The sequence below is a fragment of the Pseudomonas sp. PAMC25584 genome, from assembly GCF_058135675.1.
This window is the reverse complement of sequence record NZ_CM176870.1, coordinates 3,954,637-3,972,747: the sequence shown is the minus strand read 5'-3', so window position 1 is coordinate 3,972,747 and position 18,111 is coordinate 3,954,637. Positions and strand designations below refer to the sequence as shown.

The following is an 18,111-nucleotide window of genomic DNA, read 5'->3' as shown; positions in this document are numbered from 1 at the left end:
TGATTGGCACCTGATAAATTCTTGCAGCGCTGCTACGTTTAATCCTGTAGTGCAGGAACGTCATGGCGCTGACATTTTTTCGTCATGACGGCACTTTAGGCTGGTCTTGTAGGTCATTAACCTGCAGCCGCTTTCACCCTAAAGGAGCTTAATATGGACGATTATCAGGAAGAACTGCTCGAGTACCAGGCCTTTGAATGGGATCCGCTGGACCCCGCCGACGATGCCACCGAGCTATAAAACCGATTTCAGGCGGAATGCCGCTGACTGCGGCGAAACTCCCCTGGGGTCTGGTTGTTCCACCGCCTGAACGCTCGTTGAAAGGCTTGAGCCGAGGCAAAGCCGAGCAAGTAGGCAATCTCGCCGAATGCCAGTTCCGTATCGCGAATGTAGGTCATAGCCAGGTCGCGGCGGGTATCGTTGAGGATCGCCCGGAACTGAGTGCCTTCTTCGGCCAGTTTGCGGCGCAGGGTCCAGGTCGGCAGCTTCAAGCGCGCCGCCACTTCTTCCAGGTCGGGCTCCCGGCCACCATTGAGCATCGGCCCGAGCAAACGGGTAATGCGCTCGCGCAGGCTGCGGGTGCGGGTCAACTGCTCCAACTCTCTTTCACATAGCTGTAACAGCAGGTGCCAGGTGCTTGGGCAATGCTGCGGGTTGCGCAGGGCCAGGGTTGGTTGGCTTAGGCGCAGTTGATTGGCGTCGGCGCCGAAGTGGACCGGACTGTCGCCCAACGCGCGGTATTGTTCACTGTAGTCCGGTGCGTCGAATTCGATCTCGATGCGCTGCGCCTGCACCGGTTGCTGGGCCAGACTCGACAGTTGGTGCAACCAGCCGGCGATGATCGAGTCGACCACAAAGCGGTTATAGGCGTTGTAGGGGCTGATGGAATAGAAACGCAGCCAGGCGCCTTCGGCGTCTTCATGAAAGCTCGATTGCCCGCGATAGTTGGAACCATACAGCGCTTCAAAGCGCGTGAGGGTGCGGGCCGCTTCGCGCACGTTGGGCGCCTGGGCGGCCGTGACGCCCGCCAGGCCGGCCTGGTTCAAGCGGCTCAATTGGCCCATGCGCAGGCCAAGGCCCGGGTCGCCGGTCAGTTGGATGGCGGCATGGCCCAGGCGCATATAGCGCGGGATCGACAAGCGTGCGCCGGCTTCAGCGAGCCGCGCCGGGTCCAGGCCGTATTGCAGCAACAGCGGTTGCGGGTCCAGCCCGTGGTGGGTGATTGCGTCGGCCAGGGTGTGTACGAAGCCCACCGACATATCCCCCAGGCGTACCGGCTTCACGGCGTTACAACCAGAGATTCAGCAAGCGCGCACCACGGGCGTCGCCGTCGGCGAACACTTGACCGTTGCTGCTGAGAAAGCTCCGGCCGGCGCTGCCCAGGTCCCAGAACTGCCCGCGCAAAAACACACTCATGCCTGCGGTGGCCTGGCTGATGGGTTGCTGGCTGATCAAGGTCAGGCGCCGCCAGGCTTCGCCCTCGCTGAGCTCTTCGGGTTTGAGGCTGATTTCCGTGGGCGTCGACACGCTCTTGAAGCCGCGCCATGGGCGGTCCCACGTGTCGCGCCCGATGACAAACGCGGGGACGGCGATCAACTGGGCGCCTTGCTCATTGAGCTTGCGATAGTTGTCCGGGTACCAGCTGTCGCTGCCGATCAGGATGCCCAGGCGGCCGGCCGGGGTGTCGACCACGCTGACGGTGTTTTCATCGCCTGGCGCAATGAAACCGCGCTCGTCGTAGATCGGGTAGAGCTGACGCTGCGGCTGGCCCAGGGGCAGGCCATCGGCCGCAAACACCAGGCTGGCGTTGTACAGCGCGCCATCCCCGACCTGCAGTTGCCCCTGGCTTACGCTGGGGTTGGGCAGCGCGATGGAGCCGGCCACCAGGGTCACGCCAAACTCCTTGGCCAAGCCGCCGAACAACACCTGGTAGTCCCGCGCCATCGCCGGGGCTTTCATGCGTAAGTAAGCGTCGTCCATGCGGTTGTCGCCAGTGGCGCTGATCCAGGCGCGCATGAATTGCACCGGGTTGCTGATCGACAGCCAATTCATCGCGTCTTTCAGATGGGGCGCCTGATACAGCTCGTTTTTTTCGCCGCTGAGCATCAGCCAGGTGCCGATGTGTTCCGGCAGCACTACGATGGTTTTTTCATTGAGCAGCCCCTGGTCTCGGGCCGTTTGCAGGTAGGCCGCGAGCTTCAGGTGCAAGCGCTCCAGGCTCTGGTAATCGCCGGGGAACAGTTCCGGCTGGATGCCCAGCAGGTTGCCGCGATCGGCAGGCTGGCCCTCGTTGACGGCCAGGGTGATGCGCAGGTCGGACAGGTAATGCGCCACGGGGCGCTCCTGGGTCCAGACCAGATAGGCGGCGACGGCGGCAACCAACGCCATGGTGACGGTAAAAGCTAGAAGTTTACGCATGGGGGAACAGACAACGGACCAAGTGCAGGGTTCGCGACTAGGGTAGGGCCCGTGGCTCTGCTTGCCAAGGGGTGCTGTGCATTTGGATCAATAACTTGTCAGTTTCAGTCATTGAGCCCTGGCTGATCGCCTCTATAGTCTGTGGGACATAAACCGATGGCAAGCCGTTAGAGCGTGCCACGTCCCGTGATGATCCGTTGTGGAGCTTGACCATGACCGCTGCTGCGTACCCGCACCTGCTGGCCCCGTTGGACCTGGGTTTTACCACCTTGCGCAACCGTACCCTGATGGGCTCGATGCACACGGGCCTGGAAGAAAAACCGGGCGGTTTCGAACGCATGGCGGCCTATTTTGCCGAGCGTGCCCTTGGCGGCGTGGGCCTGATGGTCACCGGCGGCATTGGCCCGAACGATGAAGGTGGGGTGTATTCCGGCGCGGCCAAGCTGACCACCGACGAAGAGGCGCAGAAGCACAAGATCGTGACTCGCGCCGTACACGCCGCCGGCGGCAAGATCTGCATGCAGATCCTCCATGCCGGTCGTTATGCCTACAGCCCCAAGCAGGTTGCACCGAGCGCGATCCAGGCGCCGATCAACCCGTTCAAGCCCAAGGAGCTGGACGAAGCGGGCATCGAGAAGCAGATCCAGGATTTCGTCACCTGCTCGCTGCTGGCCCAGTCCGCCGAATACGACGGCGTGGAAATCATGGGCTCCGAAGGCTACTTCATTAACCAGTTCCTCGCCGCCCACACCAACCACCGTACCGATCGTTGGGGCGGCAGCTATGAAAATCGCATGCGCCTGGCGGTGGAGATCGTGCGCCGGGTGCGCGAAGCCGTCGGCCCGAATTTCATCATCATCTTCCGCCTGTCGATGCTCGACCTGGTGGAAGGCGGCAGCAGTTGGGAAGAAATCGTGCAACTGGCCAAGGCCATCGAGCAGGCTGGTGCGAGCATTATCAACACCGGGATCGGCTGGCACGAAGCGCGTATCCCGACCATCGCCACCAAGGTGCCGCGTGGCGCGTTCAGTAAAGTCACCGCCAAATTGCGTGGCGCGGTGCAGATCCCGCTGATCACCACCAACCGCATCAACACCCCGGAGATTGCCGAGCAGATCCTCGCCGCAGGCGATGCCGACATGGTTTCGATGGCGCGGCCGTTCCTCGCCGACCCAGAGTTCGTCAACAAGGCCGCCGCCGGCCGTGCCGATGAAATCAACACCTGCATCGGCTGTAACCAGGCCTGCCTGGACCACACCTTCGGCGGCAAGTTGACCACCTGCCTGGTCAACCCGCGCGCGTGCTACGAGACCGAACTCAACTACTTGCCGGTCAAGCAGATCAAGAAAATCGCCGTGGTCGGCGCCGGTCCTGCGGGCCTGGCCGCGGCCACGGTGGCGGCCGAGCGTGGCCATCAGGTGACATTGTTCGATTCGGCCAGCGAGATCGGCGGCCAGTTCAACATCGCCAAGCGCGTGCCGGGCAAGGAAGAGTTTTTCGAAACCCTGCGTTACTTCAATCGCAAGTTGCAGACCACCCATGTGGAGCTGTGCCTCAACACCCGTGTCGACGTCGCGCAGCTGACGGCGGGCGGGTACGACGAGATCATCCTGGCCACCGGTATCGCACCACGCACGCCGGCGATTCCGGGTATCGACAACCCCAAGGTGCTGAGCTACCTCGACGTGATTCTCGAGCGCAAACCGGTGGGCAAGCGCGTCGCGGTGATCGGTGCCGGTGGTATCGGCTTCGACGTGTCGGAGTTCCTCGTGCATCAGGGCGTGTCCACCAGCCTGGACCGCGACGCGTTCTGGAAAGAGTGGGGCATCGACACGCAGTTGCAAGCGCGTGGCGGTGTCGCCGGGATCAAGCCTCAACCCCACCCGCCGGCGCGCGAGGTGTTCCTGTTGCAGCGCAAGGCCTCCAAGGTCGGCGATGGGTTGGGCAAGACCACCGGCTGGATTCACCGCACCGGTTTGAAGAACAAGCAGGTGCAGATGCTCAACAGCGTCGAGTACCTGAAGATCGACGATGAGGGCCTGCATATCCGCATCGGCGCCGAGGGCGAGCCGCAGCTGTTGGCGGTGGACAACATTGTGATCTGCGCCGGCCAGGACCCGTTGCGCGAATTGCAGGACGGCCTGGTCGCGGCGGGCCAGAACGTCCACCTGATCGGTGGCGCCGATGTGGCGACCGAACTGGACGCCAAGCGCGCCATCAACCAGGGCTCGCGCCTGGCGGCTGAGTTGTAAAATGCCTGGAAGGGGCGGTGTTAGACTACCGCCCCTTTTTTCATGCGGACTTGCCCCGATGGGCCCTTTCGATTGGCTTCCCCATGCGCCCCTGGAACCGCTGCCGCTGGATTGGCTGAACGGGGTTGAGTTGGCCGTGCTGCGTCTGGACCGTATTGACCCGCTGATCAGCGGCAACAAGTGGTTCAAGCTCACCGAGCACCTGGCCCAGGCGCAACAGGCCGGTGCCGGCGGGATCATCAGCCTTGGAGGGGCGTACTCCAACCATCTGCATGCGCTGGCGGCGGCCGGCAAGCGTTTTGATTTTCCCACCGTCGGCCTGTTGCGCGGCCATCCCCAAGACACGCCCACTGTCCTCGACCTGAAAGCCTTCGGCATGCAGCTGCATTGGCTGGGTTATGGCGGCTACCGTGCGCGGCATGAGCCAGGTTTCTGGCTGCCGTGGCGCGAGCAATATCCCCATCTCTATCCAGTGCCCGAAGGCGGCGGGGGCGTCGCCGGGGCGTTGGGTTGCGGCGTATTGGTCGAGCAGGCGCGCGCGCAGTTGAGCAACGTGGGGTGGGATGATTACGACGCATGGTGGCTGGCGGCAGGCACCGGCACGACGCTGGCCGGGCTGGCATTGGCCGAGGAGGGCGCTCACCCGGTGTACGGCGCAATGGCGGTGCCGGACGATCACGGCGTAGCGCAGAACGTGCGCGCCATTGTGCAGGGCGGGCATGAGTTGTTGGACGCCAGCCGGGGCGGCTTCGCCAAGGTCGACCGGTTATTGCTCGACTTTATCGAGACCACGCAACAGGCCTGCGGCTTACCGCTGGAGCCGCTCTACACCGGCAAAGCACTGCTGGCGTTGAAGCAACAGGTCGCAGCCGGACGCTTCCCTGCGGGCACGCGTCTGATCTTCGTCCACACCGGCGGCTTGCAAGGCCGCCGAGGGTTGGCTGCCTAGCGTTTGGGGATCATGCGCAACACCGTGTTATCACGCATGAAGTAGTGGTGGTACAGACCGGCTGCGGCATGCAGGCCAATCAACCAATAACCGATGGAACCGCCCAGTTCATGCCACTCTTTGATCTGCTTGGACAAGTCCTTGTTTTCGCCGATCAAGGGCGGTAACTCGATTCCGTAGAACATCACGGAGTGCCCTTGAGCGCTGACGATCAGCCAGCCGGCAATCGGCATGCCGATCATCAAGGCATACAGCGCAATATGCATCAGGGTCGCGAGCAGGCTCTGCCATTGCGGCGGTGCCGGTACAATCTTCGGCGCAACCCCCAGCGAGCGCGCAAACAGGCGCAGCCAGACCAGCACAAACACGGTCAGGCCGAGCATGTAGTGCATTTCCACGATCAGTGCTCGCCCGCCACTGCCTTTGGGGAAGATCCCGCGAAACTCAATACAGGCGTAAACCACCGCCAGCAGCACAAGCATCAACCAATGCAACGCTATCGACATAGTGCTGTAACGTGACTCGGAATTTTTCCACGGCATCGCTTGGTTCCTCTCTCATCAGGGCAAATCTCCGTTCTTTGGCGACGAAGTTCTTTTACTTTAAGCCTGTTTTGCGGGGTTTGCCCGACGTGAATGCCGTTGAGTTGACCTTGATCAGTGGCTTTGCGGCATTTCACCACGTGCCAGGCGCCGGTTGATGTCGGCGATCACCCCTGGCAGGTCGGTGATGGTGTCGATTAGGTAGTGCGGCCGCGAACCTTCGAACAGGGCTTCGATACGCGTGCGCTCGCGGGCCAGGGCGGTGCTGTCCAGGGCTCGGAACTGTGCGTAGGTCAGGCCCAGGGCGTTGCCGGAGCAGGTCAGGGCCACGGTCCACATCCCGGCGCGACGGCCTTCGAGAATGCCCGGCACGGTGTCGTCGACCTTGACGCACGCCGCTACATCGTCAATCCCCAGGGCGATCACGTTGGCCAGCGCCTGCGCCGGCCATGGGCGGCCATTAGGCACTTCGTCGGTGGCGACCACGTGGTCGGCGACGTAGCCGTTGGTGGCGGCCAGCGCGACGACCTTGTCCATCACTTGCTTGGGATAGCCGGAACAGGAGCCGATCTTGAGCCCTTGCGCACGCAGCGCAGCGATGCAGTCGAGGGCGCCGGGGATCAGGGCCGAGTGCTCGGCGATTTTTTCGATCTGCAGCGGCATGAAGCGCTGGTAGATCGCGGTTACGTCGTCATCGGTCGGCGTGCGGCCGAACGCCTTGCGGTAACGCTCGGCGACCTGCGGCTGGTTGCACAGGGTGCGGATATGCTCCCATTTGCCCATGCCCATCGGGCCACGGGCTTCCTCGATAGAGACGTGCACATCGAACTCGGCGAAGGCTTCGACAAAGATCTGCGTTGGGGCGAACGAGCCGAAGTCGACCACGGTGCCGGCCCAGTCGAGGATGACGGCCTGCAGGGTGTCGGGATGTTGATAGTTCATGGTTCAGATCCTGTGGGTAAAGGGCAATCAGATGTCCAGCACTTGCATTTCTTGCAGTACCTGCGCAACCGCCGCGACCGCCGCACGCATCTCGGCCGCATTGACGTGGCCGATGCAGCCCACGCGAAAGGTGTCCACCTGGGTCAATTTGCCCGGGTACAGAATGAAACCCTTGGCCTTGACCCGTTCGTAGAACGCCTTGAACTGGTAGCGCGGGTCTTTCGGCGCATGGAAGGTGACGATGATGGGGGCCTGGATCGCCGCCGGCAGAAAGCTGCGCAGGCCCAGTTCGGCCATGCCTTCGAGCAGCACCTGGCAATTGTTGGCGTAGCGTCGGTGGCGCGTGGGCCGGCCGCCTTCTTCGTGGTATTGCAGCAGCGCTTCGTGCAGCGCGGCGACCACGTGGGTCGGCGGGGTGAAGCGCCACTGGCCGGTCTTGGCCATGTAGTGGTGCTGCTCGAAGAGGTCCATCGCGAGGGAGTGACAGTTGCCTTGGGCGGCGCCCAACGCGCGTTTTTCGGCGAAGACAAACCCCATGCCCGGCACGCCTTCCAGGCATTTGCCTGAAGCAGCGATCAGGGCATCGAACGGCACTTCGCGGGCATCGATCGGCAGCGCGCCGAAGGAACTCATCGCGTCGACGATCAGGCGCTTGCCATGCTGTTTGACCATTTGGGCGATCTGCGCCAGCGGGTTGAGGAGGCCGGTACTGGTTTCGCAGTGGATCAACGCGACGTGGGTGATGGCCGGGTCGGCGTGCAGCAGGCGGTCGACGTCGGCGGCGCTGGCGGGTTCGTCCTCGGCGGTTTCAACGGTGGTGAAGTCGCGGCCGAGCACTTCGCAGATCTTTGCCAGGCGCTTGCCATAGGCGCCGTTGATCAGCACCAGCACCTTGCCGTCGCGTGGCACCAGGGTGCCGATGGCGGCTTCGACGGCGAAGGTGCCGCTGCCTTGCAACGGCACGCAATGGTGGCTGTCTGCGCCGTTGATGATCGCCAACAGTTGCGAGCAGACGCTGGCGGTCAACTGGTTGAAACGCTCATCCCATGAACCCCAATCCACCCGCATTGCCTGGCGGGTGCGGGCAGAGGTGGTCAGGGGGCCAGGGGTCAGCAGGATCGGCGCGGCGGTGCTCATCTCAAGTCCTTGCTAGGTGTCGGGGGTTGACGTTACGGCGCCTAAATTGCAGTTTGGCTTGTCATCAATCAAATTGTTTGTTGTTATGCAAGCTATCAGTTAGGCCGATAATCAGGTCAGTCAGCATGAACTTGTTCCAACTACGCGCATTCGATGCGGTGGCCCGCGAGGGCAGCTTTACCCGTGCGGCGGCGCGGTTGTTCATCAGCCAACCGGCGGTGACCGGGCACATCAAGGCCCTGGAAGAGCACTACCAGATCCCGTTGTTGCGCCGCACTGCGCGACGTGTGGAGTTGACCGAAGAGGGCACACGCCTGGCGGCGCTCACCCGGGCGATCTTCGGCCTGGTGGATGAGGCCCAGGCGCTGCTGGAGGCGAATCGGCAGTTGCTCACCGGGCGCCTCGAAGTGGCGGCGGATGGCCCGCACCTGGTGATGCCGATGATCGCCAGCCTGCGCGCGCGCTACCCGGGCATTACCGTTAACCTGCGGCTGGGCAATGCCCAGGAAACCCTGGCGGCGCTGCTGTCCGAGCACGCGGATGTGGCGGTGCTCACCGAAGTTGAACCGCGCAACGGCCTGCACCTGCAAGCGTTGAGCGAGTCGCGGATCTGCGCGTTGGTACCGGCCGGCCACCCGTGGGCGACGCTGGCCGAGGGCATTCAACTGGCGCAATTGCACGAGGTGATCATGGTGCTGCGCGAGCCCGGGTCCATCACGCGGCGCACCTTTGACCACGCCTGCCTGGGGGCGGGTGTGCAACCGAAAGTACTGCTGGAGTTGGACAGCCGGGAGGCGGTGACCGAAGCCGTTGCCGCGCAGTTGGGGGTGGGCGTGGTGTCCTCGATGGAGGTCAGCCCGGACCCACGCGTGCGTGCGCTGCCGATCCACGGGGAGGGGCTGGTCAACCGACACAGCCTGGGGTGCATGGAGCGCCGTCGGTCGCTGCGTTTGATTCAGGCGTTTTTCGAGCTGGCGCCGTGAAGGTTTTTTGGTGGAACGTTGCGTTTTTGCCCTATAAACTCTGCCCCCAAAGCGCTGGCCAGTAGACGTCTCGGCGCGATGGACGAGAAAGAGAGTGAGTCATGGGCGCACAGTGGAAAGTCAAACATAAAGAAGCGGCATCCAATGCCAAGGGCAAGATCTTCGGCAAACTGGTGAAAGAGATCACCATCGCCGCCCGTAACGGTGCCGACACCGCGACCAACGCCCACTTGCGTCTGGTGGTGGAGCAGGCCAAAAAAGCCTCGATGCCCAAGGAAACCCTGGACCGCGCCATCAAGAAAGGCGCCGGTCTGCTCGGTGAAACCGTGCAGTACCACCGCGTGACCTACGAAGGGTTCGCCCCGCACCAAGTGCCGTTGATCGTTGAATGCGTGACCGACAACATCAACCGCACCGTGGCGGAAATCCGCGTGGCGTTCCGCAAGGGCCAGTTGGGCGCTTCCGGCTCCGTGGCCTGGGACTTCAACCACGTCGGCCTGATCGAAGCCGCGCCGGACAGCCCGGATGCCGATCCTGAAATGGCGGCCATTGAAGCGGGCGCCCAGGATTTCGAAGAGGGCGAAGAAGAGGGCACCACTCAGTTCATCACCGAAACCACCGACCTCGACGCCGTGCAGAAAGCGCTGCCGGAGCAGGGCTTTACCGTGCTGTCGGCCAAGCTGGGCTATATCGCGAAGAACCCGGTGTCGGGTTTGACCGACGAGCAGATGGCTGAAGTCGAAGCCTTCCTCGAAGGCCTGGACAACCACGATGACGTGCAGGATATGTTCGTCGGCCTGGCTGGCTGATCCGTGGCTGAATAAACGCGCTCCAAGCGGTGGGAGGGGGCTTGCTCCCGATAGCGGTGCCTCAGTCAACGATGATGTTGAATGTGTTACTGCCATCGGGAGCAAGCCCCCTCCCACATTGGGTTCAGTGGTGTGGAATAGACTGCGTTGCAGCGCCCTGGTTTCCACGATGAGCAGATTCGAAGCCTTTCTCGAAGGCTTGGCTGGCTGATTCGTGGCTGAATAAACGCGCTCCAAACGGTGGGAGGGGGCTTGCTCCCGATAGCGGTGCCTCAGTCAACGATGATGTTGAATGTGCTACTGCCATCGGGAGCAAGCCCCCTCCCACATTGGGTTCAGTGGTGTGGAATAGACTGCGTTGCAGCGCCCTGGTTTCCACGATGAGCAGATTCGAAGCCTTTCTCGAAGGCTTGGCTGGCTGATTCGTGGCTGAATAAACGCGCTCCAAACGGTGGGAGGGGGCTTGCTCCCGATAGCGGTGCCTCAGTCAACGATGATGTTGAATGTGCTACTGCCATCGGGGGCAAGCCCCTCCCACATTGGGTTCAGTGGTGTGGAATAGACTGCGTTGCAGCGCCCTGGTTTCCACGATGAGCAGATTCGAAGCCTTTCTCGAAGGCTTGGCTGGCTGATTCGTGGCTGAATAAACGCGCTCCAAACGGTGGGAGGGGGCTTGCTCCCGATAGCGGTGCCTCAGTCAACGATGATGTTGAATGTGCTACTGCCATCGGGAGCAAGCCCTCTCCCACATTGGGTTCAGTGGTGTGGAATAGATTGCGTTGCAGCGCCCTGGTTTCCACGATGAGCAGATTCGAAGCCTTTCTCGAAGGCTTGGCTGGCTGATTCGTAGCTGAATAAACGCGCTCCAAACGGTGGGAGGGGGCTTGCTCCCGATAGCGGTGCCTCAGTCAACGATGATGTTGAATGTGCTACTGCCATCGGGAGCAAGCCCTCTCCCACATTGGGTTCAGTGGTGTGGAATAGACTGCGTTGCAGCGCCCTGGTTTCCACGATGAGCAGATTCGAAGCCTTTCTCGAAGGCTTGGCTGGCTGATTCGTGGCTGAATAAACGCGCTCCAAGCGGTGGGAGGGGGCTTGCTCCCGATAGCGGTGCCTCAGTCAACGATGATGTTGAATGTGCTACTGCCATCGGGAGCAAGCCCCCTCCCACATTGGGTTCAGTGGTGTGGAATAGATTGCAGCAGCGCTTCGACTTCTTTGAAGCTCGGCCGCGCCAACACCTCGGGCTGACAGCAACGCCCCTGCAAGCCTTCCAGTGCCTGGCGCGTGGCGTCGCTCAAGCCCGTGTCAATCCGCTCCAGCAACTCCCCGAGCAACACCCCGAACGCCCGTACTTCAATGCGTTGCAGCGCCCGGGTTTCCACGGTGTCCGCCGAGGCATGGAACGATGCCGCGCCGAAATCCCCGAGCAAGCAGTCGCCCGCCGCGTTCCACAGAATATTGTGGCCGTACAGGTCGCCATGGGTGATGCCGTGGCGGTGCAGGTGCGCGGCCACCGAGGCGATGCCGCGTGCCATGCGCAATGCCACGGCGAGGCTGAAGCGGGTGGCTGGTTCGTAGATATCGCGGGTGCAGGACGCCAGGCTCGGCAGGGCGGCGAGGTTGCGGTAGCTCGGCTCGATCAGGTCCATCACCAGCGCGGCCTGGTCATCCGGGTGGTCAACCACGCGGCCTTCCACCTTGATCAGGTTGGGATGCAGCCCGGCGGCAATGCACGCCTGCATTTCGTGCAGCGGTGAGCCATCGCTGGTGATGCTGCCTTTATACAACTTGACCGCCACCGGCTTGGCCGAGGGTTGCCAGAGCGCCTTGCGAATCACCCCGGAGGCGCCTTCTCCGAGGACCTCGGCCAGTTCCAGTGCCGACCACGGAATGTCCGGCGTCGCGTCGTCGTCAGCTACGTCTACCGCCATTTCCACCGGGTTGCCGGCGTAGGCCAGCCAGGTCAGGCTGGGCAGTGCCAGGAGCCAGTGCGGCAGGCCGGTGAGGCGGTTGGAGGCGATGCGGATCAGCTCGAGGTTGTGGCAGTTGGCCAGGCTTGGCGGCAGGTGCGCCAGGTGGTTGCCGGCCAGCATCAGTTTTTGCAGCAGCGGCCGCTGGCCCAATTCGTCGGGCAGTTGGCTGATGCAGTTGTCGGTGAGGATCAACCAGCGCAACAGCGGCGGTAGCGCGGCGGCCGGCACGTGGCTGATCCGGTTGGCTTTGAAGCCTATCATGCTCAGCTTTGCGCATTGGCCCAGGCAGGCCGGCAGTTCGGTAAAGGCGTTGTCCGAGCAGAACAGCACGCGCAGGTGCGGCAGGCGATGCAGGTCGTCGGGCAGGCTACTCAGGGCGTTGCCGCTGAGGTTGAGGATTTCCAGGGAGTCGGCCAGTTCGAAGATTTCCCGGGGGAATTCGGTCAGCCCGCAGGACAGGTCCAGGCGCTGGATGCCGGCCAATTGGCCGGCCTTGAGTTGGGCGAGGGTATTCATGAACGGCGCGGTCACTCGGCAAGGGGGGTGTAAAAGGCGCTCATGATAGCGGGTCGGGCGTGTGTTGCGGGTGGACCACTTGCAATTGGTTCAGGCGACTGGCAGTGCGCGCCAGATCAATGGCTTGGCCGCTCAAGGCCTGCTCCAGCGGGTGCGCACCGATCAGGATCAGCTGTTTATCCTGGTCGTAGAGCACGTCCACCAAATTGATAAAGCGCTGTTGCACGGCAATCGGGCAGTCTGCCAGGTGCGGCAGCCCGTCGATGATCCAGTGGTCGAAGTCCTGGCACAGCAGCAGGTAATCCATCACCGCCGTGAGTTGTTCGCAGAGGTCAGCGAACGTGAAGGCGATGCGCCGTGCCTGCTGGCTGCGGCAGCGCAACTGGCGGTTGCCGACCCTCAGCACCTGCGCCGTGCAATCCGTGGCCGGCAGCCCGAGCGCGGCGCGCTGCGCCGTCGTGCCTGGCCACACGTACTGACCGCTGCTGAAGCGCTGTTCGGCATGGGCCTGGGGCAGGCTGCGGAAATCCTCGGGCGAGCTGACTTCCAGCACGTCCATGCGCGCCGCGATCAGCTCGATCACCGGTTTGAAGCGCTCGTGGTACAGCGGGTTGGGCAACAGCCCGTGCGGCGGGTAATTGGACGTCACCAGCACCAGCACGCGACGTTGGAACAACGCCTTAAACAGGCGATTGATCAGCATTGCATCGCCGATATCGTGGACGTGGAATTCGTCGAAACACAGCACGCGGCAACCGTCCAGCAGCGCATCAAGGGTCATGGCCAGCGCGTCGTGGTGCTGACGATGGGCGAACATGCCCCGGTGCAGGTGGGCGAAAAAGTCATGGAAATGCACGCGTTGTTTTTCAGCAATCGGCAATGCCTGGAAAAAACCATCCAGCAGCCAACTTTTGCCGCGCCCCACCGGCCCGTGCAAATACAGGCTGCGGGTAGGCTGGCCGGCGAGCAGGTGCCGGGTCTCGCGCGCCATCGCGGCAATCGCTTGGGCCTGTGCGGCGCTGAGGGTATAGCCGTGCTGCGCGGCCTTGGTCTGAAAGAACGTCGGGATGGGCGAGTCGTCGTGGGTGTGGTGTTTTTTACCGAGCAAACGACGGATCAGGGAACGCGGCGCCAATGGGAGTCACTCTGTGTGCGGTGGTCGCTCACTTTAGGGCGACACCTTGGATTTGACCAATAGAGAAACGCGCCGCCAGCTATCTCGAAAACGCCTGGCCGTCGGTTTCTAGAAGCGCAGCAGCGGCGTGGCCGGCTGACCCACCGGGCTGACCATCGCGTAGTTGTACCCGCCGCCGGACCAGTACTCGGCCTGCAAGCCATCGGCGCTGCGGCTGCCACGGGGCAGGAAGGCGTTTTCCGGGCCCGGTGGGCGGATATAGAAACTGATGTGCCGGCCTTGCAGATCCTCGTACAGCACCATCGCCGCCGCGCCTTGTTCGGTGCTGAGCAAGCGCCCGCTGACAGGGCTGAAGCCCGCCTGGCTCAGGTCGGGCAGGCGCTGGGCCTGGTTGAAATAGCGGTCGAGCCAGGCTTGCATGGTGTCGCTGCCCTGGGCGTGATAGTCGGCGGGCAGCACACCGTCCTGGGCAAACAGACGGTAGGCCTGCATGGCATCGGTCATGGGCAGCATGGGCGATTGCGTGGCTTCGCGGGCCTGCCAGCCGCCCAGACCGCCAAGGCTGATCGCTATCAGCAGCAGCGCCGCCGTGGCGAAATGGCGGCGCGACTGCTGCTTGATGCGCTGGCGGATCAGCGCCGGGTCCAGGTTCGGGTTGGCCGGCTGCTGGAGTGCGCCACTCAAGGCGGCGCGCAATACGTGCGCGTCCTGCTGCCAGGCATGGACCTGGGCGGCGACCTCGGGGTGGGCAGCCAAGTAGGTTTCCAGCACGCGCCGGTCGCTCTCTGGCAGTTGCTGATCGACGTAGGCATGCAAATCATGTTCGCTGGGGGGCAGGCTGATCATTTGAGTATCCGCAGGGAAGGGCGGCTAATTTCGCCATCGCTGAGTTGACGCAGGGCTTGGCGCGCCCTGGACAGGCGCGACATTACGGTGCCGATGGGCACATCGAGAATCTGCGCGACTTCCTTGTAGCTCAAGCCTTCGACCGACACCCACAACAGCAGGGCGCGCTGTTCGCTGTTGAGCTGGTCGAAGGCTTGCAGGGTCGACTGGGCGATCACCGTGCGTTCGACCGAGGGCTGCACATCATCGCGGCCAGTAAACAACTCGAGCATGCGTGCATAGCGCCGGGTGCGCCGATGGGCATCGAGGAACTGCCGGTAGAGGATCGAGAACAGCCAGGCGCGCAGGTCGCCGTCGACGGTTTTGTCGGCCCAGCGCGTGATCGCCCGTTCCAGGGTCGATTGCACCAGGTCGTCGGCGCTGCTGGCGTTACGGCTCAGGGACACGGCAAAACGCCGCAGCCTGGGGATGAGTTCACGTAACTGTTCGTCGAGTTCATGCATGGGGAGTTGAGTCTAGCCGGTTGTATGCAGGTAGACGCTGCTCCCTGTAGGTTATTCCACTCGCGATGAAAAGAAACGTTACGCGTGTCGGTGAGACGTTTCTGTAAATCCTGAGCACCTGTAATCAACGGCTCGCGCCTCAATCCACCCTCGTACCTGCCAGCTATTTTTCGGCAGTCAACCGATGAGGGTGTATCCATGACGTTTTCACCGACCGACAAGCGGCTTTTTTCCCACCCGGTGCTGGCTCATTTGCCTGTCCTGCAGCGAGTCTTGTTCGAGCAATGGGGCTTTGGTCCGTCAACCCCTCCGGGCTACGGCTGTATCCACCACGCCATCGAAGCGCAAGCGGCGCTGGCGCCGCACGCGACGGCGGCGGTGTGGGCGGGACAGCGCATCAGTTACGAACAACTCAACCGCCAAGCCAATCGTTTGGCCGCGCGCCTGGTCGAACAGGGCGTGAAACGCGGCGACACCGTGGCGCTGTTCGTCGAGCGTTCGATCCCCATGGTGGTGGGCCTGTTGGCGGTGTTGAAGGTCGGCGCCGCGTATGTGCCGCAGGACGCCAGAATCGTACCTACCCTGCAACTGGCCATGGTCCTCGAGTCCTTGACCAGCCCAGTGATTCTGACCCTGTCGAACCTGGCGGATCGCATTCCGCCGGACGCCGCCCAGCGCCGCCTGTGCCTTGACAGCTTCCTGGCCGAAGAGCCCTGGATCACCCAGGACAATCATCACGTGTTCGCCGCCGCCGACACCCATGACCTGTGTTTCGTGCTGTTCACCTCCGGCACGACAGGGCGCCCCAACGGCGTGTGTGTCAGTCACCGTAACGTCTGCAACATCCTGCTGACGCAGCCCGGGCGGATGGGCATGGCGCCGGGCCGCAACGTGGGGCAGATCCTCAATATCGGGTTCGACATGGCGGTCTGGGAAATACTCGGTTGCCTGGCCCATGGCGCGACCTTGCTGATTCGCGGCAAAGCCATTGCACAGACCGCTGCACAGTGCCATGTGTTGATTGCAACCCCCTCGATACTGGCGCGCCTCGACCCTCGGCAGTGCCCCGATCTCCAGGTGGTCGCGGTCGCCGGAGAACCCTGTTCCCAGGCCCTGGCCGAGCGTTGGGCCGAGCACTGTACGTTCTACAACGGCTGCGGGCCCACCGAAACCACCATCGTCAACACGTTGCATCGGCATGTGCCTGGCGCGCCATTGACCATCGGCCAGCCGACACCCAACAACAGCGTGTACGTGCTCGACGAACAGGGACGCCCCTGTGAGTTGGGGCAAACCGGGGAAATGTGGGCAGGCGGCGCCGGGGTGACGGCGGGCTACCTGAACAACCGCGCACTGACCCACGAACGCTACCGCCCGGACCCCTTTCTGGGCGGCGATGCCATGATGTTCCGCACGCGCGACCTGGGGCGCTGGACGGCCGACGGGCAACTCGAACACTTGGGGCGCGTCGATGACCAAGTGAAAGTCCGCGGGTTCCGCGTGGAACTGGACGCGGTGTCCACCGCCCTGGAGGCCGGCGATGGCTGCACGCGGGCGGTCACGCTGAAGCTCGACAGCCGCACCTTGGTGGCCTTTGTTTCGCCGGCCAGCGCCGACGTGGCGTCTTGCCGATTGCAGTGCGAGCAACGCCTGGCCTACTACTGCGTGCCGTCACTGATTGACGTGGTGGAGCATTTTCCACTGACCGCCAGGGGCAAGATCGACAAGGCGCTGTTGCTGCAACGGGCGCGCGAAAGGTGGGTGGCATGGCAGGCGTTCGCGCCGCAGGAGTCTGGCCATGCTTGATGCGCTGAGCCAAACCGTGGTGCCACCCAAACCGGCGCTCTGGCGGCGCTGGACGGCGTTGCCGGTGTTTTCCTACTACAACCGCCTGGTGGCGCTGGTGTTGATCAGCAACCTCGCGTTTGCCGTGTTCGGCGTCGGCCTGCCGGGCATCAGCGCCCAGACGTTGTCGGAGCTGGTGCTGATCAACCTGTCGCTGGCCATCCTGATTCGCCAGCAATACCTGATCAATGCGTTGTTCTGGTTGGCGACGCGTGTTCCCGTCACCTGGCCGCTGCGTGTGCGGCGCAGTGCGGCCAAGGTGTACCACTTCGGTGGGCTGCACAGCGGCGCGGCCCTGGCGGCCACGGGTTGGTTCGCGGGGTGGGTCGGTGTGCGGGCCACGGACTATCTGCAGCAGCCGGGCAGTGTTTCGCTCGCCGAGTTGTGGCTCGGCGCTACGTTGCTCGGCGTGTTGCTGTTGATGGTGGTCATGGCTCAACCACGCATTCGGGGGCGGTTTCACAATGGCTTCGAGCGGGTTCATCGGTTTGCGGGGTGGGCTGCGTTGCTGTTGTTTTGGGCGCTGACGTTGCTGGCGTCCGTCGATAGCTTTGCGAGCCTGCTGCACAGTGGCGCGTTCTGGATGCTGGTGCTGTTGACGCTGAGCATCGCGCTGCCCTGGCTGCGGCTGCGCAAAGTTGCCGTTGAACACACGCGGCCTTCCGGGCATGCGGTAATTACGCGCTTTACCCACACCACGCCTTTTGCCGGTTCGTCGACCGCGATCAGCCGGCATCCGCTGCTGGAGTGGCACTCCTTTGCCAACATCCCCACGCCGGGCCAGGCCGGGTTTCGTCTGACCATCTCCCGCGCCGGCGATTGGACGGGGCGGTTTATCGAGGACTTGCCGAGCCATGTATGGGTCAAGGGCATCACCACTGCCGGCGTGGCCAATGTGGAAACCCTGTTCAAGTCGGTGGTGTACGTCGCCACCGGCAGCGGGATCGGCCCGGTCATGCCGCATTTACTCGCGGCGCGGCTGCCGATCCAGCTGATCTGGTCGACCCGCAGCCCGAGAAAGACCTACGGCGACGAATGGGTCGACGAGATCCTGCGCGCCCAGCCCGGCGCGTTGATCTGGGACACCGATGCGCGCGGCAAACCTGACCTGGTGCAGTTGGCCTACGGCGCGGTGCAAGCCTTTGGCGCGGAGGCTGTGATCTGTATCGCCAACCAGCGTCTGACGCGACAGGTGGTGCAAGAACTGGAAGCCCGGGGAATACCCGCCTATGGCGCGATCTGGGATTCCTGAAAAGCG

The 18,111-nt window shown here is 63.1% G+C and carries 15 protein-coding genes; 6 read left to right on the top strand and 9 right to left on the bottom strand.

The window, feature by feature from the left end; translation table 11 throughout:
* Positions 1-248: 248 nt before the first annotated feature.
* Both ACS5Q8_RS18360 and ACS5Q8_RS18355 read right to left on the bottom strand, forming a co-directional pair.
* Complete coding sequence (locus ACS5Q8_RS18360) at positions 249-1,283, bottom strand: AraC family transcriptional regulator (RefSeq protein ID WP_276193608.1); 1,035 nt, start codon at positions 1,281-1,283, stop codon at positions 249-251.
* Between the two features lie 4 nt (positions 1,284-1,287).
* A complete protein-coding gene (locus ACS5Q8_RS18355; RefSeq protein WP_276193607.1) occupies positions 1,288-2,418 on the bottom strand; it encodes a carbon-nitrogen hydrolase family protein in 1,131 nt (376 codons plus the stop codon).
* 212 nt (positions 2,419-2,630) lie between these two features.
* On the opposite strand from ACS5Q8_RS18355, the gene ACS5Q8_RS18350 reads away from it, so the two are divergent.
* Positions 2,631-4,670 carry an oxidoreductase gene (locus ACS5Q8_RS18350; protein WP_465159298.1) on the top strand — a complete coding sequence of 680 codons (2,040 nt, stop codon included), beginning with the start codon at positions 2,631-2,633 and terminating at the stop codon, positions 4,668-4,670.
* Between the two features lie 58 nt (positions 4,671-4,728).
* The gene (locus ACS5Q8_RS18345) at positions 4,729-5,619 is read left to right on the top strand and encodes a 1-aminocyclopropane-1-carboxylate deaminase/D-cysteine desulfhydrase (RefSeq protein WP_276193605.1); all 891 of its coding nucleotides are present in this window, start codon (positions 4,729-4,731) and stop codon (positions 5,617-5,619) included.
* Here the strand turns inward: ACS5Q8_RS18345 and ACS5Q8_RS18340 are convergent.
* The 3 genes from ACS5Q8_RS18340 to ACS5Q8_RS18330 all read right to left on the bottom strand — a co-directional run bounded on the left by ACS5Q8_RS18340 (position 5,616) and on the right by ACS5Q8_RS18330 (position 8,240).
* A complete protein-coding gene (locus tag ACS5Q8_RS18340) occupies positions 5,616-6,161 on the bottom strand; it encodes a cytochrome b (protein WP_465159297.1) in 546 nt (181 codons plus the stop codon). The two genes, ACS5Q8_RS18345 and ACS5Q8_RS18340, sit on opposite strands and share 4 nt — an antisense overlap.
* Positions 6,162-6,275: 114 nt before the next feature.
* A complete protein-coding gene (gene phnX / locus ACS5Q8_RS18335) occupies positions 6,276-7,103 on the bottom strand; it encodes a phosphonoacetaldehyde hydrolase (RefSeq protein ID WP_276193603.1) in 828 nt (275 codons plus the stop codon).
* A 27-nt stretch (positions 7,104-7,130) separates the two neighbouring features.
* On the bottom strand, positions 7,131-8,240 hold the full coding sequence (locus tag ACS5Q8_RS18330; protein ID WP_465159296.1) for a 2-aminoethylphosphonate--pyruvate transaminase: 1,110 nt from the start codon (positions 8,238-8,240) through the stop codon (positions 7,131-7,133).
* A 125-nt stretch (positions 8,241-8,365) separates the two neighbouring features.
* Between ACS5Q8_RS18330 and ACS5Q8_RS18325 the strand changes: the two genes are divergently transcribed.
* Together ACS5Q8_RS18325 and ACS5Q8_RS18320 are read left to right on the top strand one after the other, a co-directional pair.
* Positions 8,366-9,223, top strand: coding sequence for a LysR substrate-binding domain-containing protein (locus ACS5Q8_RS18325; RefSeq protein ID WP_276193601.1), 858 nt, complete (start codon positions 8,366-8,368; stop codon positions 9,221-9,223).
* A gap of 101 nt (positions 9,224-9,324) precedes the next feature.
* Entirely contained in the window at positions 9,325-10,032 is a 708-nt protein-coding gene (locus tag ACS5Q8_RS18320; RefSeq protein ID WP_276193600.1) for a YebC/PmpR family DNA-binding transcriptional regulator, read from the top strand.
* Between the two features lie 1,178 nt (positions 10,033-11,210).
* On the opposite strand, the gene ACS5Q8_RS18315 is transcribed toward ACS5Q8_RS18320, so the two are convergent.
* The 4 genes from ACS5Q8_RS18315 to ACS5Q8_RS18300 form a co-directional block, all read right to left on the bottom strand.
* On the bottom strand, positions 11,211-12,524 hold the full coding sequence (locus ACS5Q8_RS18315) for a protein kinase (RefSeq protein ID WP_276193599.1): 1,314 nt from the start codon (positions 12,522-12,524) through the stop codon (positions 11,211-11,213).
* A gap of 40 nt (positions 12,525-12,564) precedes the next feature.
* Positions 12,565-13,659: a cell division protein ZapE gene (zapE, locus tag ACS5Q8_RS18310; RefSeq protein ID WP_443694607.1), complete on the bottom strand. Its 1,095-nt coding sequence runs from the start codon at positions 13,657-13,659 to the stop codon at positions 12,565-12,567.
* A 108-nt stretch (positions 13,660-13,767) separates the two neighbouring features.
* Entirely contained in the window at positions 13,768-14,505 is a 738-nt protein-coding gene (locus ACS5Q8_RS18305) for an anti-sigma factor family protein (RefSeq protein ID WP_276193597.1), read from the bottom strand.
* Positions 14,502-15,008 (bottom strand): sigma-70 family RNA polymerase sigma factor, encoded by a 507-nt coding sequence (locus ACS5Q8_RS18300; RefSeq protein ID WP_247407728.1) that lies wholly within the window; start codon positions 15,006-15,008, stop codon positions 14,502-14,504. The genes ACS5Q8_RS18305 and ACS5Q8_RS18300 overlap by 4 nt, the downstream gene beginning before the upstream one ends.
* Before the next feature lie 198 nt (positions 15,009-15,206).
* On the opposite strand from ACS5Q8_RS18300, the gene ACS5Q8_RS18295 reads away from it, so the two are divergent.
* Together ACS5Q8_RS18295 and ACS5Q8_RS18290 are read left to right on the top strand one after the other, a co-directional pair.
* Positions 15,207-16,814: an amino acid adenylation domain-containing protein gene (locus ACS5Q8_RS18295; RefSeq protein WP_443694606.1), complete on the top strand. Its 1,608-nt coding sequence runs from the start codon at positions 15,207-15,209 to the stop codon at positions 16,812-16,814.
* Positions 16,807-18,105: a ferredoxin reductase domain-containing protein gene (locus ACS5Q8_RS18290; protein WP_465159295.1), complete on the top strand. Its 1,299-nt coding sequence runs from the start codon at positions 16,807-16,809 to the stop codon at positions 18,103-18,105. The genes ACS5Q8_RS18295 and ACS5Q8_RS18290 overlap by 8 nt, the downstream gene beginning before the upstream one ends.
* Positions 18,106-18,111: the final 6 nt, after the last annotated feature.